The sequence below is a fragment of the Kitasatospora sp. NPDC001175 genome (assembly GCF_053598215.1).
The window spans coordinates 64,244-90,113 of record NZ_JBSFJU010000007.1; the positions used below are offsets into that span (position 1 = coordinate 64,244).

24 protein-coding genes are annotated in these 25,870 nt (G+C 73.5%); 10 read left to right on the top strand and 14 right to left on the bottom strand.

Annotated elements, in window-relative coordinates; all coding sequences use genetic code 11:
- Positions 1 to 97 precede the first annotated feature (97 nt).
- On the top strand, positions 98 to 907 hold the full coding sequence (locus tag ACWDAK_RS07585; protein WP_427393272.1) for an inositol monophosphatase family protein: 810 nt from the start codon (positions 98 to 100) through the stop codon (positions 905 to 907).
- Here ACWDAK_RS07585 and ACWDAK_RS07590 read toward each other — a convergent pair.
- Positions 904 to 2,427 carry a pyridoxal phosphate-dependent decarboxylase family protein gene (locus tag ACWDAK_RS07590; protein WP_427393251.1) on the bottom strand — a complete coding sequence of 508 codons (1,524 nt, stop codon included), beginning with the start codon at positions 2,425 to 2,427 and terminating at the stop codon, positions 904 to 906. The genes ACWDAK_RS07585 and ACWDAK_RS07590 overlap by 4 nt on opposite strands.
- On the bottom strand, positions 2,424 to 3,821 hold the full coding sequence (locus tag ACWDAK_RS07595; protein WP_344637118.1) for a diaminobutyrate--2-oxoglutarate transaminase family protein: 1,398 nt from the start codon (positions 3,819 to 3,821) through the stop codon (positions 2,424 to 2,426). Before ACWDAK_RS07595 ends, ACWDAK_RS07590 begins: the two co-directional genes overlap by 4 nt.
- Before the next feature lie 190 nt (positions 3,822 to 4,011).
- Here ACWDAK_RS07595 and ACWDAK_RS07600 point away from each other — a divergent pair, with 190 nt between their 5' ends.
- On the top strand, positions 4,012 to 4,644 hold the full coding sequence (locus ACWDAK_RS07600; protein WP_344637000.1) for a class I SAM-dependent methyltransferase: 633 nt from the start codon (positions 4,012 to 4,014) through the stop codon (positions 4,642 to 4,644).
- On the opposite strand, the gene ACWDAK_RS07605 is transcribed toward ACWDAK_RS07600, so the two are convergent.
- From ACWDAK_RS07605 to ACWDAK_RS07615, 3 genes are all read right to left on the bottom strand, one after another.
- Complete coding sequence (locus tag ACWDAK_RS07605) at positions 4,614 to 5,930, bottom strand: MFS transporter (protein WP_344637001.1); 1,317 nt, start codon at positions 5,928 to 5,930, stop codon at positions 4,614 to 4,616. The genes ACWDAK_RS07600 and ACWDAK_RS07605 overlap by 31 nt on opposite strands.
- A gap of 133 nt (positions 5,931 to 6,063) precedes the next feature.
- Positions 6,064 to 6,825 carry a MerR family transcriptional regulator gene (locus tag ACWDAK_RS07610; RefSeq protein WP_344637002.1) on the bottom strand — a complete coding sequence of 254 codons (762 nt, stop codon included), beginning with the start codon at positions 6,823 to 6,825 and terminating at the stop codon, positions 6,064 to 6,066.
- Between the two features lie 219 nt (positions 6,826 to 7,044).
- Entirely contained in the window at positions 7,045 to 7,527 is a 483-nt protein-coding gene (locus ACWDAK_RS07615) for a hypothetical protein (protein ID WP_427393250.1), read from the bottom strand.
- A gap of 257 nt (positions 7,528 to 7,784) precedes the next feature.
- Here ACWDAK_RS07615 and ACWDAK_RS07620 point away from each other — a divergent pair, with 257 nt between their 5' ends.
- The 4 genes from ACWDAK_RS07620 to ACWDAK_RS07635 all read left to right on the top strand — a co-directional run bounded on the left by ACWDAK_RS07620 (position 7,785) and on the right by ACWDAK_RS07635 (position 11,629).
- Positions 7,785 to 8,666 carry a helix-turn-helix domain-containing protein gene (locus tag ACWDAK_RS07620; protein ID WP_427393249.1) on the top strand — a complete coding sequence of 294 codons (882 nt, stop codon included), beginning with the start codon at positions 7,785 to 7,787 and terminating at the stop codon, positions 8,664 to 8,666.
- Entirely contained in the window at positions 8,648 to 8,860 is a 213-nt protein-coding gene (locus ACWDAK_RS07625; protein WP_344637004.1) for a DUF397 domain-containing protein, read from the top strand. The genes ACWDAK_RS07620 and ACWDAK_RS07625 overlap by 19 nt, the downstream gene beginning before the upstream one ends.
- Positions 8,861 to 9,110: 250 nt before the next feature.
- A complete protein-coding gene (locus ACWDAK_RS07630; protein ID WP_344637005.1) occupies positions 9,111 to 10,292 on the top strand; it encodes an alpha/beta hydrolase family protein in 1,182 nt (393 codons plus the stop codon).
- A gap of 155 nt (positions 10,293 to 10,447) precedes the next feature.
- A complete protein-coding gene (locus tag ACWDAK_RS07635) occupies positions 10,448 to 11,629 on the top strand; it encodes an alpha/beta hydrolase family protein (protein WP_427393248.1) in 1,182 nt (393 codons plus the stop codon).
- A gap of 65 nt (positions 11,630 to 11,694) precedes the next feature.
- On the opposite strand, the gene ACWDAK_RS07640 is transcribed toward ACWDAK_RS07635, so the two are convergent.
- The gene (locus ACWDAK_RS07640; protein WP_344637007.1) at positions 11,695 to 12,402 is read right to left on the bottom strand and encodes a response regulator; all 708 of its coding nucleotides are present in this window, start codon (positions 12,400 to 12,402) and stop codon (positions 11,695 to 11,697) included.
- Complete coding sequence (locus ACWDAK_RS07645; protein ID WP_344637008.1) at positions 12,399 to 14,099, bottom strand: sensor histidine kinase; 1,701 nt, start codon at positions 14,097 to 14,099, stop codon at positions 12,399 to 12,401. Before ACWDAK_RS07645 ends, ACWDAK_RS07640 begins: the two co-directional genes overlap by 4 nt.
- Before the next feature lie 173 nt (positions 14,100 to 14,272).
- Between ACWDAK_RS07645 and ACWDAK_RS07650 the strand changes: the two genes are divergently transcribed.
- On the top strand, positions 14,273 to 15,634 hold the full coding sequence (locus tag ACWDAK_RS07650) for a cation:dicarboxylate symporter family transporter (protein ID WP_427393247.1): 1,362 nt from the start codon (positions 14,273 to 14,275) through the stop codon (positions 15,632 to 15,634).
- Between the two features lie 144 nt (positions 15,635 to 15,778).
- Here ACWDAK_RS07650 and ACWDAK_RS07655 read toward each other — a convergent pair whose 3' ends face one another.
- Positions 15,779 to 16,987 carry a hypothetical protein gene (locus ACWDAK_RS07655; protein ID WP_344637010.1) on the bottom strand — a complete coding sequence of 403 codons (1,209 nt, stop codon included), beginning with the start codon at positions 16,985 to 16,987 and terminating at the stop codon, positions 15,779 to 15,781.
- Between ACWDAK_RS07655 and ACWDAK_RS07660 the strand changes: the two genes are divergently transcribed.
- Positions 16,980 to 17,228 (top strand): alpha/beta fold hydrolase, encoded by a 249-nt coding sequence (locus tag ACWDAK_RS07660; protein ID WP_344637011.1) that lies wholly within the window; start codon positions 16,980 to 16,982, stop codon positions 17,226 to 17,228. The two genes, ACWDAK_RS07655 and ACWDAK_RS07660, sit on opposite strands and share 8 nt — an antisense overlap.
- Positions 17,229 to 17,317: 89 nt before the next feature.
- Here the strand turns inward: ACWDAK_RS07660 and ACWDAK_RS07665 are convergent, their stop codons facing one another.
- From ACWDAK_RS07665 to ACWDAK_RS07690, 6 genes are all read right to left on the bottom strand, one after another.
- Positions 17,318 to 18,649: an ABC transporter substrate-binding protein gene (locus ACWDAK_RS07665; RefSeq protein ID WP_344637012.1), complete on the bottom strand. Its 1,332-nt coding sequence runs from the start codon at positions 18,647 to 18,649 to the stop codon at positions 17,318 to 17,320.
- Between the two features lie 166 nt (positions 18,650 to 18,815).
- Complete coding sequence (locus tag ACWDAK_RS07670; RefSeq protein ID WP_427393246.1) at positions 18,816 to 19,421, bottom strand: GTP-binding protein; 606 nt, start codon at positions 19,419 to 19,421, stop codon at positions 18,816 to 18,818.
- On the bottom strand, positions 19,402 to 19,731 hold the full coding sequence (locus tag ACWDAK_RS07675) for a DUF742 domain-containing protein (RefSeq protein ID WP_344637119.1): 330 nt from the start codon (positions 19,729 to 19,731) through the stop codon (positions 19,402 to 19,404). The genes ACWDAK_RS07670 and ACWDAK_RS07675 overlap by 20 nt, the downstream gene beginning before the upstream one ends.
- A gap of 185 nt (positions 19,732 to 19,916) precedes the next feature.
- Complete coding sequence (locus ACWDAK_RS07680) at positions 19,917 to 20,327, bottom strand: roadblock/LC7 domain-containing protein (protein WP_344637014.1); 411 nt, start codon at positions 20,325 to 20,327, stop codon at positions 19,917 to 19,919.
- Positions 20,324 to 23,233, bottom strand: coding sequence for a sensor histidine kinase (locus ACWDAK_RS07685; RefSeq protein ID WP_427393245.1), 2,910 nt, complete (start codon positions 23,231 to 23,233; stop codon positions 20,324 to 20,326). The genes ACWDAK_RS07680 and ACWDAK_RS07685 overlap by 4 nt, the downstream gene beginning before the upstream one ends.
- 237 nt (positions 23,234 to 23,470) lie before the next feature.
- Positions 23,471 to 24,268, bottom strand: coding sequence for an MHYT domain-containing protein (locus tag ACWDAK_RS07690; RefSeq protein ID WP_344637016.1), 798 nt, complete (start codon positions 24,266 to 24,268; stop codon positions 23,471 to 23,473).
- A gap of 264 nt (positions 24,269 to 24,532) precedes the next feature.
- Here ACWDAK_RS07690 and ACWDAK_RS07695 point away from each other — a divergent pair, with 264 nt between their 5' ends.
- Positions 24,533 to 25,618, top strand: coding sequence for an ADP-ribosylglycohydrolase family protein (locus tag ACWDAK_RS07695; RefSeq protein ID WP_344637017.1), 1,086 nt, complete (start codon positions 24,533 to 24,535; stop codon positions 25,616 to 25,618).
- Positions 25,619 to 25,726: 108 nt separating this feature from the next.
- Positions 25,727 to 25,855 (top strand): zinc-binding dehydrogenase, encoded by a 129-nt coding sequence (locus tag ACWDAK_RS07700; protein WP_344637126.1) that lies wholly within the window; start codon positions 25,727 to 25,729, stop codon positions 25,853 to 25,855.
- Positions 25,856 to 25,870: the final 15 nt, after the last annotated feature.

Here is a 25,870-nt window from a genome sequence, read left to right on the forward strand (position 1 = left end):
CCGACGGCCGCCCGGGCCGCCACCCCGGGACCGGCGCGAACCATGATCGCACGAACGTGCGAGAGTGGTAGCAGTGGAAGGGAGCACGCGGGTGCTTATGGAGAAGGTGGCGGAGATACTCGCCGAGGCGTCGGCCGAAGCGGTCGAGCCACGCTTCCGGGCACTGACCGACGGCGAGGTCATGGAGAAGGGCCCCGGGGACCTGGTGACCGTCGCCGACCGCGAGGCCGAGGTGATCATCTCCCGCCGGCTGCGCGAGCTGCTCCCCGTCCCCGTGGTCGGCGAGGAGGCGGTGGCCGCCGACCCGTCGCTGGCCCGGGCTCTGGTCGAGGAGCCGGCGGCCTGGCTGGTCGACCCGGTGGACGGGACCTCCAACTTCGTCGCGGGCCGCCCGGACTTCGCCGTGATGGCCTCGCTGGTCCGCTCCGGGCAGACCGTCGCCGCCTGGATCTGGCAGCCGATCACCAAGGCCGCCTACAGCGCCGAACTCGGCTCGGGCGCCTGGCGGAACGGCTCCCGACTGGTCCGCCGCCCCGCCGACGACGCGCCCGAGAAGTGGCGCGGCACCATCAAGAGCCGCTGTCTCGACCCGCTCGAGCACCACCGGTTGCAGACCAACGCCCGGGCCTTCGGCCGGACCTCCGAGGGCCTGCGCTCGGCCGGAATGGAGTACCCGCTGATCGCCGAGGGCGAGCAGGAGTTCATCCTGTACTGGCGCACGCTGCCCTGGGACCACGCCCCCGGCTCGCTGCTGATCACCGAGTCCGGCGGCGTCTCCGCCCGGCTGAGCGGCTCCCCGTACCACCCCGACCCGCCCGGCGGCGAGGACGGCCTGCTGGTCGCCTCCGACCCGGCGGTGTGGGAGCACACCCGGCGAGTACTCCTCGACCGCTGTCCAGCCGTCTAACTCCCGTCTCGGCCAATGGATCTGACCATCGGCCAGTCATCCGTCTCCCGGCCGGCTCGGACCACCGCCTTGAGCAGCGCCGCGAGGTCGGCCTCCGTGGTGTTCGGATTGAGCAGGGTGAGCTTCAGCCGCACCCGGCCCGGGCCCGTACCCGGCAGTTCGGTGCGGCCCACCACGGCCCGGCCCTCGCGGAGCAGCAGCCGGCGCAGCTCGGCGTTGACGCGGTCCGCCACCCGCGGATCGGCGGTGGCGGGACGGTAGCGGAAGACCACGGTGCTGAGGATCGGTTCGCAGTGCAGCTCGAGGGCCGGTTCGGCACGGACCGACGCGGCGGCGGAGTGGGCCAGTTCATGGCAGCGGTCGACGAGTCGGCCGAGGCCTGTCCGGCCGAAGGTCCGCAGGGTGACGGCGATCTTGAAGGCGTCGGCCCGCCGGGTGGTGCGCAGCGAGCGGCCGAGCAGACTCGGATAGCCGGCCTCCTCGTCGTCGGAGGGGTTTAGGTAGACGGCGCGGCGGGCGAGCGAGGCGTACGTCTCGGCCCGGCGGACCAGGAAGATCCCGGCGGCGGTGGGCTGCCAGCCCAGCTTGTGCCAGTCCAGCGCGACGGAGTCGGCGCGGGCGATGCCGTCCAGCAGCGGGGCGAGGCGGTCGGAGAGCAGTGCGCCGCCGCCGTACGCCGCGTCCACGTGCAGCCAGCTGCCGTACCGGGCAGCCAGGTCGGCGATCGGGTGCAGTGGGTCCACCGCGCCGGTGTCCGTCGTCCCGGCGGTGGCGACGACGGCGATCGGCCGCGCCCCGTCCGCCACCGCATCGGCCAGGGCGGCGGCGAGGCGGCCGACGTCCATCCGCAGCTCGCGGTCGACGGGGACGGCCGTCACCGCCCGCTCGCCGAGGCCGAGCAGGGCGGCGGCGCGCTGGATGGAGAAGTGCGCCGCCTCGGAGGCGAAGATCCGGGGGCGTACGCCGGCGGGCAAGCCGTCCAGCTCCACGCTGCAGGCACCGGCGAGCGCCTGGTCGCGCGCCAGCATCAGGCCCATCAGGTTGGACTCGGTGCCTCCCGAGGTGAGCACCCCGGCGGCCTCCTCGGGCCGGTAGCCGACCAGTTCGGCGAGTTCGGCGAGCAGCGCGGTCTCCAGGGCGGTGGCGGCGGGCGCCTGGTCCCAGGAGTCCAGCGAGGGGTTGAGGGCGCTGACCGCGAGGTCGGCGGCGACCGCGACGGCCAGCGGCGGTCCGTGCAGATGCGCCGCGCAGGACGGGTCGGCGGGGTCGGCGCTGCCGTACGCGAGCAGTTCGGCCAGCCGCGGCAGGGCGCCCTCGTCGATCTCCGCGCCGTCCTGGACGTACCGGAAGACGCCCTCGAACTGCCGGGCCAGTGCCCTCGGCCCACCGGCCGGGATCGGCCCGCCACGGCGTGCGGCGCCCACCTCCAGGGCGGACAGGGCCAGTTCGACCAGTTCGCGCAGGGCCGCTGGTCCGCGCGTCCCGCCGGAGAGCGGCACCCGGTAGTCGGTGAGCTTCATGCCGACTCCCCGTCGGCGTCGTCGTCGGCGCTCGCGGCGGCCTCGATCGCGTCGGCGAGCCGGTCGAGTACCGCCTCGACCTGTTCGTCGGTGATGGTCAGCGGCGGCAGCAGGCGCAGCACCGCGCCGTGGCGTCCGCCGAGTTCGACGATCAGGCCCCGCCGCAGGCAGGCCGCCCGGACCCGGACGGCCAGCCGCGGGTCGGCCGGGTGGGCGCCGCAGGAGTCCACCGCCCGGCTCGGGTCGACGAGTTCCAGGCCGAGCATCAGCCCTCGCCCCCGGACGTCCCCGATCACCGGCAGCCGGCCCTGGAGTCGGCGCAGCCGCTCCGAGATCCGGGCCCCCAGCAGCGCCGCCCGTTCGGCCAGCCCGCTGGCGGCCACGAAGCGCAGGGTCGCGGCCCCGGCGGCCATCGCGAGCGTGTTGCCCCGGAAGGTGCCGGTGTGCGCGCCGGGGCGCCAACTGTCGTACTGCGCGCGGTAGACCACCACGGCGAGCGGCAGGCTGCCGCCGATCGCCTTGGAGAGCACCATGGCGTCCGGCACGATACCGCTGTGCTCGACCGCCCACATCGCGCCGGTCCGGCCGACCCCGGTCTGCACCTCGTCCACGATCAGCGGGATGCCACGTTCCGCCGTGATCCGCCGCATTTCGCGCAGCCAGTCGTCCGGCGCGGGCACCACCCCGCCCTCGCCCTGTACCACCTCCAGGATCATCGCCGCGGGCGGCAGCACCCCGCCCAGCGGGTCGTCCAGCAGCCGCTCGGCGTACGCCACCCCCAGCCGCGCGCCGCGCTCACCGGACCCGAACGGACAGCGATAGGCATACGGGTACGGCAGTCTGGTGACCTCTCCCCCGCCGGGCAGCGGTGACTTGATGCCGACGTTGCCGGTGACCGCCAGCGCGCCCGCCGTCATGCCGTGGTACGCCCCGGTGAAGGCGAGCGCCCCGCGCCGCCCGGTGGCGGTCTGCATCAGCTTGAGCGCGGCCTCGACCGCGTCCGTCCCGGCGGGGCCGCAGAAGTGCACCCGCGCCTGGTCGGCGAACTCCCGCGGCAGGCTCTCGAGCAGGGCGGTGGTGAAGTCGTCCTTCTCGGCGGTGGCGAGGTCGAGCAGGTGCAGCGGGGCACCGCTGTCCAGGGTGCGCCTGATCGCCTCCAGCACCACCGGGTGGTTGTGGCCGAGCGCCAGCGTGCCCGCGCCGGAGAGGCAGTCGAGGTAGCGCCGCCCGTCCGCCCCCTCGACGGTCATCCCGTTGGCGCGCACCGGAACGATCGGGAACGAGCGCGCGTACGTACGGGCGGCCGACTCGCGAAGGCGCTGGCGGCGGAGGATCCCGTCACCGGCCACGGGCCCGGTGGTGCGCGCGGTCGGCCCGGCGGTGTGGGCGGTCAGGGTCACGAAGGACTCCCCAAGTGAGGTTAGGTAAGCCTAACTTTACTCGCCTGGGGAGTCCGGTCCGCCCGCCGCCCCGAACTTCACCCGGTCGGGTGGTGCGCTCTCACTCCCCCAACGACCGGGCCGTCACCGAGGTCACGTACGCTCCCGCCGTAGACCCCCGAGCCCCGAGCGCGAGGAGCCGCAGATGACCGGCCCAGCCGAACCGCCGAACCGAGCCGAGGCCGGACGGGCCGCACGCGAGCACGCCCGGGAGTTCTTCGCCGTCCGCGCCGCCGACTGGGACCAGCGGTTCCGCGACGACGGCCCGCGCTACGCCGCCGCCATCGCCGCACTCGGCCTCGCCCCGGGCTACTTCGTGCTCGACGCGGGCTGCGGCACCGGCCGGGCGCTCCCCCACCTGCGGGCCGCCGTCGGTCCGCACGGCACCGTCCTCGGCCTGGACCTCACCCCCGAGATGCTCGAACAGGCCCGCACCCACCACGCCGTGGCCGGACTCGTCAACGGCGACGTCTGCCGACTGCCGCTTCGCGACGGCACGTTGGACGCCGTCTTCGGCGCCGGCCTGATCTCCCACCTGCCCGACCCGGCCGCCAACCTGCGCGAACTCGCCCGGGCCACCCGCCCCGGCGGCACCCTCGCCCTCTACCACCCGATCGGCCGCGCCGCGCTCGCCGCCCGCCAGGGCCGCCGGATCACCCCCGACGACCTCCGGGCCGAGCCCAACCTCCGCCCCCTGCTCGCCGGTTCGGGCTGGCACCTCACCTCCTACACCGACACCGACGAGCGCTACCTCGCACTCGCCTCCCGCTCGGCCTGACCCCGGAGTGGGGACGGCTCGGTGTGCCGCTCCGGCACACCGGCGGCCGGCCGCCGCCGCCCGACCACCAGCACCCAGCCCGCGATCGCCGCGACGAGCACCATCCCGAGGCCGGCCACCGCCAGGGTGTTCCGGGCGCCGATCGCCGCGCTGAGCGGACCGCCGAGGGCGGCACCCAGCGGGGCGGCGGTCAGCAGCACCGCGCTCCGGAACGCGAGTATCGTGGTCAACCAGCCCTCCGGCGTACGGTTCTGGAACAGACTGAGACAGAGCGCGCTGTACGGGCCGTAGATCACCCCGCCGAGGGTGAACGCCCCGAGCGAGACGACCGCCGGCGCGTCGAGTGCGAACGGCAGCAGGATGACCCCGTGCCCGGCGACGATCCCGAGGACCACCGGCCACAGCGGCAGCCTGCGCAGGGCGCCGACCGCCAGCGCACCGGCGATCGCGCCGGCCCCGAACACCGCCCAGTACAGGCCGAGCATCCCGGCGCCGGCCCCGAGGTCGCCCTTCACGAACAGCGGCAGCGCCACCTCCACCGGCCCCCAGCACACGTTCAGGAACCAGGTGACGGCCAGCAGGCCGAGCAACTCCGGCCTCCGGCGCAGCAGTTGCCAGGCCCGGCCGACGGGCTGACCGGGCGCTCGCCCGGCCGAGGGGGCGGCTGGCGGACCGCCCAGCAGGCCGGTCCCAAGCGCCAGGACGGCGAAGCTCAGGGCGTCCAGGCCGATGATCCAGGCGGGGCCGACGGCGGCGGCGAGCAGACCGGCGAGCGCCGGACCGGCGATGGTGGACGCCCAGCCGCTGGTGCTGAGCAGCGCGTTGGCGGCCAGCCGCTCCTCCTCCGGCACCAGTTCGGCGACCAGCGCGTACTTGGCGGCACCGCCCCAGGCGTGCAGCAGCGACGAGGCGGCGAGCAGGACGGTGTAGCACACCGGGTCCAGCAGCCCGCCGGCCGACGCCAGCGGCACACAGCCCAGGAACACCGCCCGCAGCGTGCTGTTGGCACACAGCAGCCGACGCGCGGGCAGGCGGCGGACCCAGCGTCCGAACAGCAGCGCACCCACGGCGCCGGGCAGGGAGTAGGCGGCGAGCGCGATACCGAGCACCGGACCCGACCCGCCGGGCGGCGCGATCCGGACGGCGAGCCACGCCACGGCCACCACGCTCATGCCGTCGCCCAGGTCGGATGCCAGCAACGCCGGTAACAGACGCCTGAACCGGCGCAGCATCAGAAGGTCGCGGTACTGCCTGGGTATCAGCCGGTCCGGCCGTCGGAGGAACATGGGCGCAGGTTCGCAGTTCAACCGCGCTTGAAGTCAACTCCGCCGGCAGCCGGACCCGACGGACGGCGCCTGTTCCGTCGGATCCGGTCATCGGGCCGGACCCGGGTCGAACCCATCAGGTCCAGCTCATCGATCACACAAGGCGGGTGTCCGCGTAGGTGAGGATCGCCTCGCGCTGGTACTCGGCCAGGCCGGTGGCGATGGTCTCGTAGGCGGCCCGCCAGTGGTCGTTGTCCACGACGCTGCGGCCGATCGCCCGGAACTCCTCCGCGCTCACCGGGCGGACCTCGGTGAACGCCCGGTACTGGCCGTCGATCTCGGCCTGGACCTCCGGGTCGGTGACCGGCGTCCCGGCGACCATGAACTCCGCCATCCGGACCATCACGGCCGTCCGCTCGCGCTGGCCCCGCTCGGCCTCGGCCAGGGTGGTCGAGGCCGCCAGCCGTTCGGCCTGCTCGGCCCACTCCGGGAAGTCGGTGCGCAGGTCGGCGTCGATCCGTGCGGTGTCGAAACCCTCGAACAGGTTCTCCGGGCGGTTGATCTCAGGCATGGTGCCTTCCTTCCTGGTCCTCTGCAGTTCGACGATGGTGCGGGCGACGGTCCGGGCGAGGGTGTCGAGGCGCTTGCGCTCCTCGACCAGCCGCTGGTGGTGGCTGCGCAGCAGCTCCAGTTCGTCCACCTGCGCGCTGAGGATCCCCCCGATCTCGGTCAGACCGAGGCCCAACTCCCTCAGCAGCAGGATCTGCTGCAGCCGCAGCAACTGGCCATCCTCGTAGTAGCGGTGGCCGTTGCCGCCCACGAACGCGGGCCGCAGCAGTCCGATCTGGTCGTAGTGCCGCAGCGCCCGAGCCGTCACCCCCGACATCCGGGCGACCTCAGCAATCGGCCAGGCCATCACCCGCCCCTTTCACCGTGTGTCTCGCGGCCGGGTTCTCCCGGCCACGTCCCAGACGTTATGCGTTGACGCTGCGGCAGCTTCAAGTGCGGGAATCCCGGTGGTCCGAGGTCACCTTCCACCACCCGTGTCCCCGCCGCCGCCCCCGTGACCGCCGCCGGGCGGGCGGACCCGCTCGGTCGCCCGGCCGCGCCCTTGGCGCCCGCCCGTGCCTCCGCATCAACCACCAGGCGCCGCGAGGCCGTTCACACCGGGGCCGCACACGCCGCGAACGCCGCGACGACGGTGGCGGTCGGATCCGACGGACGGCGCCTGGTCGGTCGGATCCGCCCAACGGATCCGCACCGCGTGCGACCGACCCGACATGGCGAACGTCAGTTCCAGCCGCCCATTGCGCCGGATGAACTCGGCGGCGTGCTCGGCGGCATCCGGCCGAGTGAGGAAGTACCGGAAGGCGTCCGCCTGCACCACCCCCAGCGGCAACACGCGCATGGACTCCCACGCCGCCGCGAGCGCGTCCGACAACCGGCCGAACGTTGCGGGTTCGGTGATGTCCTCGATTTCGACTGTCACCCGCTTCGGACCGGCACCGGCCCTCTCCACGTCCGCTCTGCCTCTCCCGCAATGGACTTCGGCCCACACGACCTGAGCACCCGAGCTGTACCGGCGGCCGTACCGGTCTGCTTCGCCGAGTACGTCCAAGACCGCCAACTATGGCGTGGCAACCACGCCGAGTACTCACCCGTCACAGCGGGCGCCCGATCAAGCCGTTCCGGCACCGCGAGCCCTTCCGCGCGCGGAAGGTCGCTAAGGTCGTGCATGTCAGCCTGCTCCCGTCAGGTTGGCCACGCCCCGGGGCCGGTCGCACGGTCGCCGGGGTCTGCTCTCAACCGGCACCCTTGAAGCAATCCGGCGTCTCTCCATGGTTACGCCTCGGGCACTACGCTTGACCCTGCGTCATGTTCCAGAAGCAGACAGGGAACAAGGAAGACCGCATGGTAGCTCGAACACGCGAACTCAATCCCTTCGGGTCAGCTCGCGACCTGTACGGAAAGGAGCTGCGGCGGCACCGGGAGAACGCCGGAATGTCTCTCGACCGGCTGTCCGAGGTGGTCAACTACAGCACGACACACCTGCACGGAGTCGAGACGGCAGAACGCTTGCCCTTGCCTCCGCTGTCCAGCAAGATCGACGCTGCGTTCGGCACTGGAGGTCTCTTCGAGGGCCTATGGGAGATCATCCGGAGAGAGCAATTCCCGGACCGGTACCGCCGCTACATGGAGCTCGAAGCGCAGGCCAGCCTCATTCAGGTCTACTGCTCGCAACTCGTCCTCGGCCTTGTTCAGACTGCGGATTACGCGTACGCGGTGCTGCGCTCTGGCAGCCCTCGGGACGCGGTAGAGAAGATCGACGAGAAGCTGGCGGCGCGGATTGAGCGTCAGGACATCTTGAAACGACCCGTCCCGCCGCACCTCTGGTTGATCCTCGATGAAGCCGTTCTGCGTCGTCCGGTGGATGGTCCAGAGGTTATGAAGGCACAACTTGATCACGTGCTCTCGGTGGCTCAACGTCCGGACGTCGTGGTCCAGGTACTCCCCTTCGCGAGCGGCGCGCATCCTGCGATGGGCGGCTCGCTGACCATACTCACGCTCGCGAACGGCACAGAGGCGGCATACATGGAGGGCAGCCACACGGGACACCTTGAGGAAGACGCGGAAGCTGTCAGGGGGTTCCGGCTGTCCTACGATCTGATCAAGGCTTCGGCCTTGCCGCCGGACGAGTCAACGGCGGTGATCAAGACCGCGATGGAGGACTACGCAAGATGCGCATCCCCGACCTGAGCGCCGCCACATGGCGCAAGAGCACTTACAGCAATGGCGACGGGGGACAGTGCATCGAGGTGGCTGATGGCTTCTCCGGCATTGTTCCTGTCCGTGACTCCAAGGACCCCAACGGCCCGGCGCTGGTCTTCCCGTCCGAGGCGTGGTCGGCGTTCGTCGCCGGGGTCAGGGCAGGGGACTTCCCTGTCGTCTGACCGACCGGCCGCGCCACTCACCGCCCCGGCAGGGACCACCCGGCTGGGGCTGTGGTGCGTCATGGGACGGGACAGGGGCCGCTGAACTGCGGAAACGGTTCAGGGTCCAACGACACTCGACAGGCGATCCCAATGTTCTCGCGCGGCCCCGTCCCCCTCCGGGCGTAGGCCGGGTCCACCCCGAAGCGGACGTCTCGGTCCGCCTGTGAGGGGACGTCAGGCGATGCCCTCGCGATCTACCGTCCTTGCCATGACCAGAATTCGTCGCACCGCCGCTGCCGCCGCGCTCGCGCTCCTCCTGCCGCTCCCGATCGCCGGGATGGCCTCCGCCACACCCTCCGCCACCGCTTCCGTGGCGGCCGCGCACACGGCCCCGAACGTCTTCGCCTCGCCCGAACTGCCCCGCCCGACCGGCCCGCACGCCGTCGGCCGCGACATCCTGCACCTCGTCGACCAGGACCGCCCGGACCCCTGGGTGCCCTCCGCCGGCCCCCGCCAGCTCATGGTCTCGATGTACTACCCCGCCCACCCCGGCACCGGCGGACCGGCCCCCTACATGACCACGGAGGAGGCCCGGCTGTTCCTGAAGGCCAAGAACGCCGAGTCCTTCCCGCCCGAGCTGCTCACCGGCACCCGCACCTGGGCACACACCGACGCCCGTCCCGAGCACGGCAGGTTCCCGCTGGTGGTGCTCTCCCCCGGAATGACGCTGCCGCGCGCCACTCTCACCGGCCTCGCCGAGGACCTGGCCAGCCGGGGCTACGTGGTCGCGCTGGTCGACCACACCTACGAGGCGGCCGGCATCACCTTCCCCGACGGGCAGACGATCCCCTGCGGCCAGGTCTGCGACACTCCCCCAGCGGGCGGGCCGGGGGAGGTGTCCCAGAGCCGGGCCAAGGACGTCTCCTTCGTGCTCGACGAGTTGACCGGGCGCCACCCGGCCTGGCGGTACGCCCGCATGATCGACCCGAACCGGATCGGCATGGCCGGCCACTCCATCGGCGGCGACGCCGCCTCCGTGGCCATGGCCGACGACGACCGGATCCGGGCCGGGGTGAACATGGACGGCAGCTTCTGGGCACCCGACCCGGCCACCGGTCTGCACGGCCGCCCCTTCCTGCTGCTCGGCGAGCAGGAGGACCACCCCGCCGGTGGCGGGGACACCAGTTGGGACAAGGCCTGGGCCAACCTGGACGGCTGGAAGCGCTGGCTGGCCGTCACCGGTGCCGACCACGGCAGCTTCACCGACATGGACGTCCTCGCCGCGGCTGCTGGAAAGCCGACCCCCAACGGGATCCCCCCGCACCGCTCGGAGGAGATCACCCGCAGCTACGTCGCGGCCTTCTTCGACCTCCAGCTCAAGGGCATACCGCAACCGCTGCTCGACGGCCCGTCCCCCGCCAACCCCGAAGTCACCTTCCAGCACCCGTGATCCTGCCACCGCCCCCGTGACCGCCGCCGGGCGGGCCACCACCTCGGCCCGCCCGGCGGCCCGAACAGCGGACGCAGGCCCGACCGCAGACGTGACAGCGATGTCCGCCACTGAGTGGACGTCAGACCGCGGCCTGGTCATCTACCGTCCTTGCCATGACCAGAATTCGTCGCACCGCCGCAGCCGTCGCGCTCGCGCTCCTCCTGCCGCTCCCGATCGCCGGGATGGCCTCCGCCGCACCCTCCGCCACCGCTCCCATAGCGGCCGCGCACACCGCCCCGAAGGCGTTCACCACGCCCGAACTGCCCCGCCCGACGGGCCCGCACGCGGCCGGCCGCGACATCCTGCACCTCGTCGATCAGGACCGCCCGGACCCCTGGGTGCCCTCCGCCGGCCCCCGCCAGCTCATGGTCTCGATGTACTACCCCGCCCACCCCGGCACCGGCGGACCGGCCCCCTACATGACCGCCGAAGAAGCCCGGCTCCAGCTGAAGCTGATGCTCCCGAACTCCGACTACCCGCCCCAGCTGCTCGCCAACACCCGCACCCGGGCACACGCCGGCGCCCGCCCGGAACACGGCAGGTTCCCGCTGGTGGTGCTCTCCCCCGGATTCGCCATGTCACGCTCCACCCTCACCGGCCTCGCCGAGGACCTGGCCAGCCGGGGCTACGTGGTCGCACTGGTCGACCACACCTACGAGGCGGCCGGCATCACCTTCCCCGACGGGCGGACCCTGGCCTGCGCCATCTGCGACACGCCTCCCGCCGGCTGGCCCGGGACGGTGTCCGCGAGCCGAGCGAAGGACATCTCCTTCGTGCTCGACGAGTTGACCGGGCGTCACCCGGCCTGGCGGTACGCCCGCATGATCGACCCGAACCGGATCGGCATGGCCGGCCACTCCATCGGCGGCGACGCCACCTCCGTGGCCATGGCCGCCGACGACCGGATCCGGGCCGGAGTGAACATGGACGGCCACTTCAATGCGACGGAGCCGGCCACGGGCATGCACGGCCGCCCCTTCCTGCTGATCGACAAGCTGGCGGACCACCCCGCCGGTGGCGGGGACACCAGTTGGGACAAGGCCTGGGCCAACCTGGACGGCTGGAAACGCTGGCTCACCGTCACCGGCGCCGACCACACCAGCTTCACCGACGCGGACGTGCTGGGCGCCGCCATGGGCATCCCCACCCCCAACGGGCTCCCCGCGCCCCGCTCGGAGGAGATCACCCGCAGCTACGTCGGCGCCTTCTTCGACCTCCAGCTCAAGGGCATACCGCAACCGCTGCTCGACGGCCCGTCCCCCGCCAACCCCGAAGTCGCCTTCCAGCACCCGTGATCCCGCCACCGACCCCGTGACCGCCGCCGGGCGGGCCACCACCTCGGCCCGCCCGGCGCTACGCGCTACGGGCCGGAGCGCTGCGGAGCGATCCGGTAACAGAGTTCCGGGCGGCCCACCTGGCCGTACTGGGGCTCGCGGACCGCGAGGCCGATGTCGACCAGGTGTTCCAGGTAGCGGCGGGCGGTGATCCGGGAGACTCCGGCGGCGGCGCCCGCCGCCGCGGCGGACAGGCCCGCCTCGGCGTTGCGGAGCACCGCCGCGACCGTCTCCAGGGTCGGCGCGCTCAGGCCCTTGGGCAGGGTGCTGCGCTCGGGGGCGGCGCGGAGCGCGGCGAAGGCCTGGTCCACCTCGTCCTGTCCGGTGGCCTCGCCGGTGCGGGCGAGGGTGTCGCGGTAGCGCGCGTACCGCTCCAGGCGGTCGTGCAGGGCGGCGCTGCTGAACGGCTTCAGCAGGTACTGGACGACTCCGGCCGAGACCGCCTGCCGGACCATCGCCAGGTCACGGGCCGAGGTGACGGCGATGATGTCGCTGGAGTGCCCGGCGGCACGCAGGGTGCGGCAGAGCTGCAGGCCGTGCCCGTCCGGGAGGTAGAGGTCCAGCAGCACCAGGTCGACCGGGGTGCCGGCGGCTCTGGCCCGGTCCAGCTGACGGAGCGCGTCGGTGCAGGTGTGCACGGTGGCGGCCACCCGGAAGCCCGGCGTGCGCTGCACGTACAGGGTGTGGGCGGCGGCGGCCACCGGGTCGTCCTCCACCACGAGTACGTCGATCATCTGACCGCCTCCCGCTCGCTGCCGTTCCGCACCGCCGCCCGCTCCACCGCGCCGCCCGCCCCGTGGTCCGCCGCCTCGCGCCGGAGCGGTAGCCGGACGGTGAGCACCGCGCCGCGCTCGCGTCCGACCTCGACGGTGCCGCCGTTGCGCCGGGCGGTCTGGGCGACGAGCGCGAGTCCGAGGCCCCGGCCGCCGCTCTTGGTGGTCCAGCCGCGGCGGAAGACCTCGGTGGCGGCCTGCGGGTCGATGCCGGCTCCGGTGTCGGCGACGCGCAGCAGCAGTTCGCCGCCGTCGATCCGGGCGGTGACGGTGACCTCGGGCGGGCCGGCGGCCGTCGCGGCGCCCTCTATCGCGGCGTCCACCGCGTTGTCGATCAGGTTGCCGAGGACGGTGACCAGGTCGCGCGGGCTGAGCGTGGCGGGCAGGACGCCGTCGTCGATCCGACTGTCCTCGGTGAGGGTGAGCTCGACCCCGCGTTCGGCGGCCTGCGCGGCCTTGCCCAGCAGCAGCGCGGCGAGCACCGGTTCGCCGACCGCCGCCACCACCTTGTCGGTGAGCTGCTGGGCCAGGGCGAGTTCGGCGGTGGCGAACTCCACCGCCTCGCGGTGGCGACCGAGTTCGATCAGTGAGACGACCGCGTGCAGCCGGTTGGACGCCTCGTGCGCCTGTGCGCTGAGCGCGTCGGCGAAGCCCCGTACCGAATCCAACTCACCGCTCAGCGCCTGGAGTTCGGTGTGGTCGCGGAGGGTGATCACGGTGCCGAGGCCGGGGCCGACGGTGGAGGTGTTGAGGACCACCACCCGCTCGTGCGCGAGGTGGACCTCGTCGCGGACCGGCGCCGGGCCGAGCAGGGCCCGCATGAGCGACTCGGGCAGGCCGAGGCCGGACACCGGCAGGCCCTCCAAGTCACCGGACAGGCCGAGCAGTTCGCGGGCGGCGTCGTTGCAGAGCACCACCCGCCGGGCTCCGTCCAGCAGCACCAGGCCCTCGCGCACCGAGTGCAGGGTCGCCTGGTGGTACTCGTAGAGGTGGCTGAGTTCGGCGGCGCCCATGCCGTGGGTGTGGCGGCGCAGCCGGGCGCCGACCAGGTAGGTGCCGAGTCCGCCGAGGGCGAGGGCGGCGAGGGCGACGCCGACCAGGGCGGTCAGCGGCCCGCGCAGCCGTTCGCTGATGGACTCGACCGTGATGCCCGAGCTGACCAGGGCGATCACCTGGTGCTGCCCGTCCAGCACGGGGACCACGACCCGGACGGAGGGGCCGAGGGTGCCGGTGTAGGTCTCGGTGACGGTGCCGCCGGCCAGTGCCCGGTCGATGTGGCCGAGGAAGGGTTTGCCGATCTGGGCGGGATCACGGTGGGTCCAGCGGATGCCGTGGGTGTCCATGACGGTCACGAAGTCGACACCGGTGTCGCGGCGGACCTGCTCGGCATACGGCTGGAGCAGCCGCGACGGGTCCGGCCCGGCGGTGGCCTCGCGGACCGTCGGCGAGTCGGCGACCGCCCACGCGGTGGCGGTGACCTGGCGGCGGGCGGAGTCCTCGGCACGCCCGGCGGTGGACAGGTAGGCGAGGACCGCGCCGCCCGCGACCACGCCCGCCACGATCACGATCTGCACCGCGAACAGCCGCGCCGCCAGGCTGCGCCGGCGGCGGCGCGGCGAGGGGTTCGGGGGCGAGTGCGTGCCAGACAGCCGGTGCATGCCAGACAGTGTGCCTTGCCCACACGGCGCGGCGGATATGCGTGAACTCTATGAACTTAAGCGTGACGGCCGTCACTCCCGGCGCCCATAGTTCGGTACGGCCCACCACCCGGGCCGGCACGGCGGTCCACCCCCCGGGGCCGCCAGCGACGACAGGGCAAAGGAGCCGCAGCATGACGACCGCAGAAATCGGAGCGAAGAGACCCGCCGACCGTACCCACCGGCTCTATCTCGCCGTGATCGTCGCGGTGCTCGCCGGCATCGTGGTCGGCCTGACCGCGCCCGGCACGGCGGTGGAGCTGAAGCCGATCGGCACCGGCTTCGTCAACCTGATCAAGATGATGATCAGCCCGGTGATCTTCTGCACCATCGTGCTGGGCATCGGTTCGGTCTCCAAGGCGGCCAAGGTCGGCCGGGTCGGCGGACTGGCCCTCGGCTACTTCCTGCTGATGTCGACCGTCGCCCTGGCGATCGGCCTGGTGGTCGGCAACCTGCTCGACCCCGGCTCCGGTCTGCACCTCACCAAGGCCCTCGCCAAGGCCGGCCACGCCCAGGTGGCCGGCGGCTCGCAGGGCACCGCCGACTTCCTGCTCGGCATCATCCCCACCACCGCCTTCTCCGCCCTCACCCAGGGGCAGGTGCTGCAGACCCTGCTGGTCGCACTGCTGGCCGGCTTCGCACTGCAGGCGATGGGCCCGGCCGGCGCGCCGGTGCTGCGCGGCATCGAGCACCTGCAGAAGCTGGTGTTCCGGATCATGTCGATGATCATGTGGGTGGCACCGATCGGCGCCTTCGGCGCGATGGCGGCAGTGGTCGGGGCGACCGGGACGGCCGCGCTCAAGAGCCTCGCGGTCATCATGATCGGGTTCTATCTGACCTGTGTGCTGTTCGTGGTCGTGGTGCTCGGCCTGATGCTGCGCCTGCTCGCCGGGGTGAACGTCTTCGCCCTGCTGCGCTACCTCGGCAGGGAGTTCCTGCTCATCCTCTCCACCTCCTCCTCGGAGAGCGCGCTGCCCCGGCTGATCGCCAAGATGGAGCACCTGGGCGTCAGCCGCCCCGTGGTCGGCATCACCGTGCCCACCGGCTACTCCTTCAACCTGGACGGCACCGCGATCTACCTGACCATGGCCTCGATCTTCATCTCCGAGGCGATGGACAAGCCGATGTCGATCGCCCAGCAGCTCTCGCTGCTCGTCTTCATGGTGATCGCCAGCAAGGGCGCCGCCGGCGTCACCGGTGCGGGCCTGGCCACCCTGGCGGGCGGGCTGCAGTCCCACCGGCCGGAACTGGTCGACGGCGTCGGCCTGATCGTCGGCATCGACCGCTTCATGTCCGAGGCGCGTGCCCTGACCAACTTCGCGGGCAACGCCGTGGCCACCGTCCTGATCGGGCACTGGACCAAGGAGCTCGACCGCGACCGGCTGGGCCGGGTCCTCTCCGGCGAACTGCCCTTCGACGAGAGCGCCCTGGCCGACTCCGACCACCACGCCCCGGCTCTCCCGCCCCAGCCCGAGCCGGAACCCGCCGCGGCCTGACCCGCCGCCACCCGCACCCCGGTCCGGGGCCGCCACCTCGGGCGCGGCCCCGGACCGGGGCGTTCCCGTCGCGCGCGAAGCGACCGGCACCCGGCACCGACCGCACGGCACCCCGGGCCGGTACCGCCGGACTTCCCCGGGCCGTCAGCCCTGCCCGGGGAAGTCCGGTACGAGGAAGTCCGGTCCGGGGAGGTCGACTTCGGCCCCGCTGACCGCCCAGGCGAGGCCGGTCGCGGGGTCCTCGACGGCCAGGTGGACGTACCAGACCTCGTCGGCGGGCTCGCACCAGGTGAAGCAACGCAGGCGCGCGATCAGCGCGTTGACCTCGGGTACGTCGACCCCGGCCACGGCGCCCCCGGGCAGCGGGAGCCGGGTCTCGCCGGTCATCGCGGAGAGCACCCGCCACAGCGCCAGCCGCCCGTCCGCCGAACCGAGGGCCGGACTGCCGCTCGCGGCCTGCACCAGCGCCGGATACGCGGCGCAGAACGGGATGTGACCGCCGGTCACCCGGCTCCGGGCCACCCGCCTGCCGCCGGTACCGCCCTCGCGCGCCGGCCACCCGGCCGGCAGGCGCTCCGCGGCCGAGAAGCCGACACCCCGGCGGCCGGTGTCCCACACGCCGGGGGCCAGCCGCTCCCATCCGGGCGGATCCACCGGACGGACCGGCCGCCCGTTGCTCTCCGGCGACCAGGAGCCCGGCACCAGCTGCGCCACCGCGTCCAGCACGGAGCCGCGCACGCACGCCACCTCCAGCCACGGCGCGAGCCCTCCCAGCAGCCGGGTGGCGGTCAGCCCGGCGGCCCGGCGGCCCGGCGGAGGCAGTTCCACCGGCCCGAGCCCCTCCAGGGTCGCGGGCAGTGCCACCAGCGCCCGCCGCGCACCGCCCTCCGGCAGGTACTCGCGGATCCGGCCGCGCTCCTCCCAGCCGGGCACCTCCCATGACTCCAGGGCCAGCGGTACGCCCTCCGGGTCGGGCTCCGCCCCGCAGGAGAGGTCCTCGCCCAGCAGCACCCGGGTGTGCGCGACCAGCCGCCGCACGGCGGGCGGTCCGAGCAGCGGAGCCAGCCGGCGCCAGGTGTGCCTGGTGGCCAGCACCTCCCACAGCGGACCGGCGTCGTGGTCACTCGCCCCGGCGGCGGTACCCGGGCCGCCGTCCCGGTCGAAGAGCCGCGCCGCGAGCTCGGGCGGCGCCCCGTACGCGACCAGGTGCCCCAGCGGCGCCACCTCGGCCGCCGCCGGTTCACCGCCCCGGGCCACCGCCGCCGCCCGGGTGTACCGGTACAGGCCGAGCAGCTCCGGCCAGCGGCCCTGGACCGCCAGGCTGCGCAGTCTGCGCTCCTCGAACGTGATCACGTTTTTCAGCGTACGTCCGGCGGCCCGGCATGAGCTGACACATCGTCAGTCCGGTGCGTCGCGGCCGGCGCGGCTCGGCGGCGGACTCGACTGGAGCCCGCTGCCGGAGCACCTGCACGCGTTCGCCGCTCTCCTTCCGGCCGCCAGGGCCGAGGTGGTGGTCCAGCCCGGCGGCGGGCACTACCCGCGGCTGGACGATCCCGCGGCGTTCACCGGGGCGGTCGCGGCCTTTCCCACCTGACGCCCGACCCCCACCTGACGCCCGACGGGCGGGGTCCGGCCGAGGCCCGGGCGGGCGGCGCGGTCCGCGCCGGACCGGCCGGACGGCTGCTACTGGTTGGCGGGGGGCTTGCCGCCGGTCAGGACCCAGCGGACGTCGGAGAAGCCGCGCTGCTGCTCCGTCAGCCGGCCGTTCTTCACCTGCTGGAAGGTGACCCAGGTGTTCACCAGGCGGGGCGACTCGGCGCTGGGGAGCATGTCGGTCATGCCCCAGTTGAGCCTGGGGGTGGTGCCACCGGTGTCGAAGGAGTCGCCGCTGTCCAGCTCGGACCGCAGGGTCTTGGCGGTGAGCGGCTGGCCGGCCGCGCTGACCCGCTGGCAGGCCTGCAGGAAGACCTGGTAGGCGACCCAGGTGTTCTGCACACCGAGGTCGGAGGTGTCGATGCGCAGGTCGCCCGCCGACTGGACGGCGGCCCGCAGGTCGTCCCAGACCCTGGCCCCCGCCGGCGGGTACCAGCCGACCGCGAGGCTCTCGTTGAGCGGGCTGCTGGTCCCGCCCGTGGCGTCGATCACGGACTGCTGGACGCTGCCCAGCAGCGAGGCCAGCACGGTGTGCTTGGGAGCGAGCCGGCGGTAGGTGTCGATCAGGGTGAGCGTCTGGTCCGGGCCGAGCGCGTTGGTCACGCAGGAACCCGTCTTGTCGTCCCCGATCGCCCGGCTCGCGGGCTCCTGCAGGTCGAGGACCTTCTCCGCGACCTTGATGTCGGTGAGCTTGACCCCCGAAGGCTGCAGCGCCCCGCTCAGATAGCGGGTCAGGGTGTCACCGGCCCTGGTGTCGGGGCGGATCAGTGTGACGCTGCGACAGCCCGCGGCAGCCAGCTGGCGTCCGCTCCCGGCCACCAGGGTGGGCGTGCCGCCGGCCACCGGGTACGAGTCCGGGCTGCTGAAGTCGGCGCTGGAGAGACCGAATCCGCCCAGGTAGGGGATCCGGGCGTTCTCCAGGGCGGGCATGAAGGCGTCGGCGTACTGGCTGTAGGAGCCGATCACGGCCAGCGCGTGGGCGTCCACCGCCTTCCGGGCGCAGGCGGTGGCACCGTCCGCGGTGTTCTGCTCGTCGCAGGTGAGCACCTTCAGCTTCCGGCCGTTCAGACCGTCCTTGAAGACGGTCTTCCCGATCGCGACGGCGACGTCGGTCACCCCGTGCCGGTCGGCCGTACCGCTGCCGGACGGGGCCCAGGTCATCACCGTGTAGTCGTCGCCGCCGTCGGCTCCGGCCGGCGCCGAACCGCCGCAGGCCGAGGTGGCCAACAGCCCGGGGAACACCGCCAGCGCGGCGGCCATCGCCCCGGCCCGGCGGCGGAGCCGACCGCCCGGCCGATCGCGGTCGAACGGCCGTCTGTGGTCCGGGAGTTGTCCGGCCGCCGATCCGGAGCGCCTCGTCATGCTGTCGTTCCTCCTGCCGTTTCGGCCGGGTTGGAGCCCGCGGCCAAGTGATCACCCAAGCCCGGACCGGGCACGGCCCGGCGGACTCCACGCGAACAGCAGGAAGACGTGAGTGGAACACCCTGTTGTATGGCCAACTTTTCATCTGCGGCCCGGTGGCAGGCCGCTAACCCACCTCCGCGATCAGACGGGCGGCGTGCACCCGGCCGGCGTGCTCGACCAGGTCGATCAGTACGCCCTTACCCGAACTGCGCTGCCTGGCATCGCAGACGAGCACCGGCGTGCCCGCTTCCAGGTCGAGTGCGCGGGCCACCTCCTCGGGCCGGAAGTCCCGGGTTCCCGCGAAGCGGTTGACCGCCACCACGAACGGGATGCCCCGGTGCTCGAAGAAGTCCACCGCCGGGAAGCAGTCGGTCAGCCGGCGGGTGTCGGCCAGCACCACGGCACCGAGCGCCCCCTGGGCCAGCTCGTCCCAGAGGAACCAGAACCGGTCCTGCCCCGGGGTGCCGAAGAGGTAGACCGACAGCCCGTCCCTGATGGTGATCCGGCCGAAGTCCATCGCCACCGTGGTGGTGTTCTTCTGCTCCACCCCGCCGAGGTCGTCGACTCCCCTGCCCGCAGCGGTCAGCTGCTCCTCGGTGCGCAGCGGCCGGATCTCGCTCACAGATCCGACCAGCGTGGTCTTGCCGACACCGAAACCGCCGGCCACCAGGATCTTGAGCGCGAGCACCGGGGTGTCCCGCACGCGGGTGTCAGAGAGCGCGGAGTCCATGGATGACCTCCTGGAGGATGTGCTCGTCGGGGAGCAGGGCGGGCGGTACCGGACGGCTGACCCGGATGAGCTCGGCGGCCAGCAGGTCGCCCAGCAGCACCCGCACCACACCGAGCGGCAGGTCGGTCTCGGCCGCGATCTCGGCGACCGACAGGGCGTTGTTCCGGCAGAGCGCCAGGATCAGGCCCGCCTCGGGGCCGATCGGCAGATCCTTGGCGTCCGGCACGTCACTGACCACCAGGGCGATCAGGTCGAACTCCAACCCGGCCGGGCGGGTCCGACCCCTGGTCATCGCGTACGGGCGGACCATCGGACCGGCCGCGTCGTCGTACCAGTGGTGGGGCCGTGGGGGCCGGGTGGGCCGCGGCGGCGGTGCCGGACGGCCGGACGGCGGCACCGGCAGACCCGGGACCGGCGGATGGTCCGGCACCGGCAGGCGGGGGATCGACGGGTAGTCCGGCGCCGGACGACCGGGCCACGGGTGGGACATCACGCTCACCCGCCGACCGCGCCGCGGGGCGCGGCGTACAGGTGCTCGCCGACCCGGCGGACCAGACGGGCCATCTCGTAGGCGATCAGACCGAGGTCGGCCTCGGCGGTCGAGAAGACCGCCAGGCAGGTGCCCTCACCCGCGGCCGCGACGAACAGGAAGCCGTGCTCCAACTCGACCATGGTCTGGCGCACTTCACCCGCCTCGAAGTGCCGTCCCGCCCCCTTGGCCAGACTGTGGAAGCCCGAGGCCACGGCGGCCAGGTGCTCACCGTCCTCGCGGCCGAGGCCGGCCGAGGTGCCCATCGCCAGACCGTCGGCGGAGAGGATCACGGCGAATCTGACCTGGGCGACCCGGGAGACCAGTTCGTCGAGCAACCAGTTGAGCTCTCCGGCGTGATGCGTGGTGCCGATCATCGAGGCCGTCCTTCCGTGGGGCCGGGACCTGTGGGGGCTGTGGGGCCGGGACCTGTGGGGGCTGTGGGGCCGGGACCTGTGGGGGCTGTGGGGGTGCTGGGCCGAATCGGGTTCCGGCCGCGCGCCCAGCCCTGCTGGAAGGCGGACATCGCGGCCCGCGCCTCCTCCGGGGCGCGGCCAAGGACGCCGGTTCCCCCGCCAGGGCGGGCACCGGGCCGCGGCCGCGGCGGGGCCTCGCGCAACTGCGGGGCCAGGCTGGCCTGGCGGACCCGGCGTGGGAGTTCGTCGTCCGCCGTCTCGGGCCGGCCGGGCGCCCGCTGGGCCTGCCCGGCCGACTGCGGAGGATCGGCAGCCGCCGGACGTACGGCGGAGGCCAGTCCGGCAGCCGGGTCCTGACGGGCGGAGAGCGGGCGGACGACGGCCGCACGGGTCGGCGGATTCTCTCCGACGGTCGGGTTCGGTCCGGCCGGCGGATTCGGTCCGGCCGGCGAGTTCAGTCCAACGGGCGCCGGGAACCGGGACGGACGGCTGCCGTCGGCGCCGAACGGGGTCAGCCGCAGCACCCCGGGATGGTTCCCGTTCGCACCGAACGGCTGCACCGTTCCCGCCCCACCGGCCGACGACTCGGACAGCGACTCGGCCGGCGGCACCGGAGGCAGCACCGGGACCTGCGCCGGGGCCGCGACCGCAGCCGGGTGCGGCGGCACCTCCACGTCGCCAGAGGCGAGTTCCTCCACCTCCGACCCGGCCGACGGCCCACTCGGGGCGCTCTGGGCCGGAAAGCTCAGCAGCACGGTCGGCAGCAGCACCACCGCCGTGGTCCCGCCGTACGCCGAGGGCCGCAGCGCCACCCTCACCCCGTGCCGCTTCGCCAGCCGGCTGACCACGAAGAGCCCGAGACGGTCGCTGTCGAAGAGGTCCACCTGTTCGGAGGCCTCGATCCGGCGGTTGGCGTCGGCGAGCGCCTCCGGGCCCATGCCCAGACCCCGGTCCTCGATCTCCAGCGCGTACCCGTTGCCGACCTGTTCGCCCCGGATGTGCACCTTGGTGTGCGGGGGCGAGAACCCGGTGGCGTTCTCGACCAGTTCGGCGACCAGGTGGGTGAGGTCGGCGACGGCTGATCCGGTGAGCGCCGCCTGCGGGAGGCGGTGCACCTCGACCCTGGCGTACTCCTCGACCTCGGCGACGGCCGCGCGGACCACGTCCATCAGCGGTACGGGTTTGCGCCAGGCGCGGCCGGGGGCGGCGCCGGAGAGGATGATCAGGCCCTCCGCGTGCCGCCGCATCCGGGTGGTCAGATGGTCGAGCCGGAACAGGTCCTCCAGTTCGGCCGGATCCTCGGTGCGCCGCTCCATCGCGTCCAGCAGGGTGAGCTGGCGGTGCACCAGCACCTGGCTGCGCCGGGCCAGGTTGACGAAGACCCCGGAGACCCCGCTGAGCACCTCCGCCCGTTCCACCGCGGCGGTCACCGCCGCCCGCTGCACGGTGCCCAGCGCCCCGTGCACCTGGCCGATCTCGTCCGCGCCGTGCGGGCGCAGCGGCGCCTCGGTCTCGATGTCGATCTCCTCGCCGGCGCGCAACCGCCGCATGGTGGCGGGGAGTTTGCGACCGGCGAGTTCGAGGGCGGAGTTGCGCAGGCCGACCAGCTCGGCGACCAGGCCGCTGCCGATCTGTACCGAGATCAGCAGCGAGGCGATGACTGCGGCAAGTCCCAGCAGCACGGCGGCGCCGGAGGGGGTGAACAGGCCCGGCGCGTACGGGTCGGCGCGCTCGGCCGCGCTGCCGGCTGCGGCGTCGACGGCGAGCAGTGCGCGGCTGACGTTGTCGGCGGCCACCGCCCACTGGTCGGGGCTCACCGCGGCCACGGCGGCCCTGCCGTCGGCGGCGGTACGGACCGCGTCCTCGTAGCGGGTGAGGTCGCGGTAGTCGGTGCCGGAGGAGGTGGCGGTACCGGCGGTGACGGCGCTCAGCGCGGCGCGGTCGGCGGGCCGCAGGTCGGCTCCGGCGGTCTGGAGGAGCAGCCGGCGGGCGTAGCCGGCGCCGTCGAACTCGTGCAGCTGCCCGTCCGTCAGCCTGCCGGTGATCTGGCCGTTGCGCAGCAGGGCGTCCTCGCGGGCGAGCAGTTCCCGGGAGCGGGCGAACTCCAGCAGGACCCGGGCGTCCGAGGCGACCCGGTTGTCCGGGAGTCCGGTGGTGGCACCGGTGACGTCCAAGGCCCGGTCGATGGCGGCGGTGTAGTCGGCGTAGGTCTCGTCCCAGCCGGCCGAGCGGGACAGCACCCGGCCGCGGAGCAGGCCGAGTGAGGCGACGGCGGCGGTGAACGCGTCCACCCGGGTGGCCGTCGCGGCGCCCAGGCCCAGGGCGTCGGCCGGGTTGTAGTGGTCGCCCAGCTCCAGCGGGGCGACGGCCCGGTCGGTGGCCTCGGCGGCGTCCCGCAGCGCGCTCTCCCTGACGGTGCCTCCGGGGGCGGCCAACAGCTGTCCGGCGGCGGAGCGTTCGGCCTGCAGCGCGGTGACGGTGGCGTCGACGGGGTCGAGCAGGCTGTGGTGCACCCGCTGCAGGCTGAGTTGGTCCCAGACGTTCCGCGCGGTGGTGACGGTGGCGAACGACCAGAGCGCCATCACCGAGACCACCGGGACCATCAGCAGGGCGACGATCCTGGCACGCACGGTGCGGGGGCGCAGCCGCGACCCGAGCGGTCCGGCCGCCGCGCGGGCGGCGCCGGGGCCCGGCGGACGGTGCGGCGGGTCCTGGGTGGCCAGCGGGACGGCTACGGTCTCGCGGGCGGGCGGGCCCGCGTGGGCGCCGCGGCGCTGACCGGTGCCGCCGGGGCGGACGGGGCCGCGCACGGTGCCCGGGGTGGTGGCCGCCGGTGCGCTGCGGGCGGTGCCGCGGCGTACTCGCATGGGTGAGGGCCTTTCGGTGCGGTACTCGGTGCTGTCCGGTGGGGTGGTGGGGTTGTGGTCAGCCAAGGGGCGCCCGGGGCACGGGGGAGCGCGCGACCGGCGGATGACGAAGGCGTGGGAGGTCTCGTACGGCCCCCGCGCTCCCGGGGTGGTGGGGGTACCGGTTCCCGCGTTTGGTGGACGGGTTGCGCCACCGGTGGCGCGGGGCCTTACGCCACGGGCCGCCGCCTCGCGGGTTCAAGCCGCGTGGTCGAGGTCGGCTGGGCGCAGGTCCTCCACGGTGAGTTCGCCGGCCTCGCGGTAGGCGGCGCGCTCCTGGGCGGTCGGGGAGAGCGCGACGAAGGCCGAGGTGAGGAAGAGGAAGGAGCCGAGTCCGACCGCGAGCGGGAAGACGAACTCCATCGGGGTGGCGCCGCCGAGCTCGGTGCGGACGGGGTGCATGTGGACGTGGACGGCGGCCATGCCGGTGTAGTGCATGCAGGTCACCGCGATGCCCATGACCAGCGAGGCCGCCGCGGCCGCGTACACGTTGCGGATGGTGACGGCGGCCCAGAGCGCGGCGGTGGCGGCACCGACGCCGATGAGCACCGACAGGCTCACCGTGGCCGGGTCGTAGCCGATGGCGCCGTGGATCCGGACGGCGCTCATGCCCAGGTAGTGCATGGCCGCGACGCCGAGGCCGGTGGTGAGTCCGCCGAGTGCCAGCGCCCGGTTCCGGTGCCGGCCGTGGGCGACCACGAACACCCCGGCACCGGTCACCAGGACGGCGACCAGCAGGCTGAGGACGGTGATCGGGACGTCGTAGCGCAGTTCGGTACCGCTCACGCTGAACCCGAACATCGCGACGAAGTGCATGGTCCAGATGCCCGAGCCGAGCGCGGCGGCCGCCGTGAGCAGCCAGTTGCGCCGGGCGGTGCCGGTGGCGGACAGCGCGCGCAGCGTGCAGCGCAGGCCGAGTGCGGCGCCCACACACGCCATCAGGTACGCGAGGATCGGTGTGAGCCAGCCGAAGCTGAAGTGGTGCAGGGTTCCCATCGGGGCCTCCGGAGCACAGGACCGTCGCGCGTTTCCGACGCACAGTCATATGCCTTTCGCATAAGCGCTTTCGATCTCGGATGCGCTGGACGCTACCCAGCGTCCGCAATTGGTCACCAGAAGATGTGAAAAGCTGCCCACAAAGGCCCGGGGGTGTGCTCGAATGGTGCGCCACCCCTACCCACGGCCCGGCGCACCACCGCTCGCGCGCCGGCGCACGCCCCGGACGACCGGTCCGCCGCCGGACTCTGCGATGATCTTGACATGACCGACCTCGCACAGTTCGCCGACCGGGTACGCGGTTCGCTGCTCGGCGGCGCGGTGGGCGACGCCCTTGGCTGGCCCGTCGAGTTCCTCAAGCTGGACCAGATCCGCGACCGCCACGGCCCGCGGGGCGTGACCTCCTTCCCCGCCGACCGGCCGATCGAGGTCACCGACGACACCCAGATGACCCTGTTCACCGCCGAGGGCCTGCTGCGCTGCCCGCCCGGCGCCCATCTCGCGCCGACGATGTGCGCCGCCTACCAGCGCTGGATGTTGACCCAGCGGCTGCCACGGCCGGAGGCCGCGCCGGACGGGTGGCTGTTGGCCCAGCCCTTCCTGTACGCCAGCCGGGCTCCCGGCAACGCCTGCACCAGCGGCCTGATGGACCAGCGCAACAGCTTCAAGACCCCGGCGCCGTTCGGCAAGTTCGGCCCGGTCAACGCCAACTCCAAGGGCTGCGGCACCGTGATGCGCTCGGCCCCGTTCGGCCTGGCCCGGCTCGGCCCCGAGCTCTCCTTCGAACTGGCCGCCACCTGCGCCCAGTTGACGCACGGCCACCCCACCGGCTACCTCGCCGCCGGCGCCTTCGCGGCCCTGGTCGACCGGGTGGCGAACGGCACCGAGCTACGGCAGGCCGTGAACGAGACCATCGCCCAGGTCGCCGCCAAGCCCCACGGCACCGAGACCGTCGAAGCGCTGCGCCGCGCGGTCACGGTGGCCGACACCGCTCCGCCCTCCGCCGAGGGGGTCGAGCAGGTCGGCCTCGGCTGGATCGCCGAGGAGTGCCTGGCCGTCGCGGTCCACTGCGCACTGCACGCCGCCCGGACCGGCGACGTGCGCCAGGCGCTGCTGCTGTCGGTCAACCACTCCGGCGACTCCGACTCCACCGGCTCCGTCTGCGGCAACCTGCTCGGTGCCGTCCACGGACTGGCCGGCCTCCCGCCGGAGTGGACCGGCACGGTGGAGGGCCGGGACACCATCGTCCAGGTCGCCGACGACCTGGTGGCCCACTTCGTCTACAACGACCGCTCCCGGCTCGCCGACCGCTACCCGCTGGACACCCCGGGCAACCACCTCCCGCGCTGATCCCGGCCCCGGACGCGGCCAGGCCGGCGAGTGCGCTCAGGCCGGGCCCGTCCGGGCGCCGAAGGTCCTGCGGTCGGCGAGCGGGGAGAACCCGATGGCACTGTGCAGGTGCTGACGCAGCGAGGTGCCGGTGTCCAGATCGACACCGCCGTACCGCTGGCCGAGGCCGCCAGGGCCCACGATCGCGGCGAGACCAACCGGGCCGGCGGCAAGATCGTCCTGGCCGTGGCGCCGTGAACCCTCGGGGCGCGC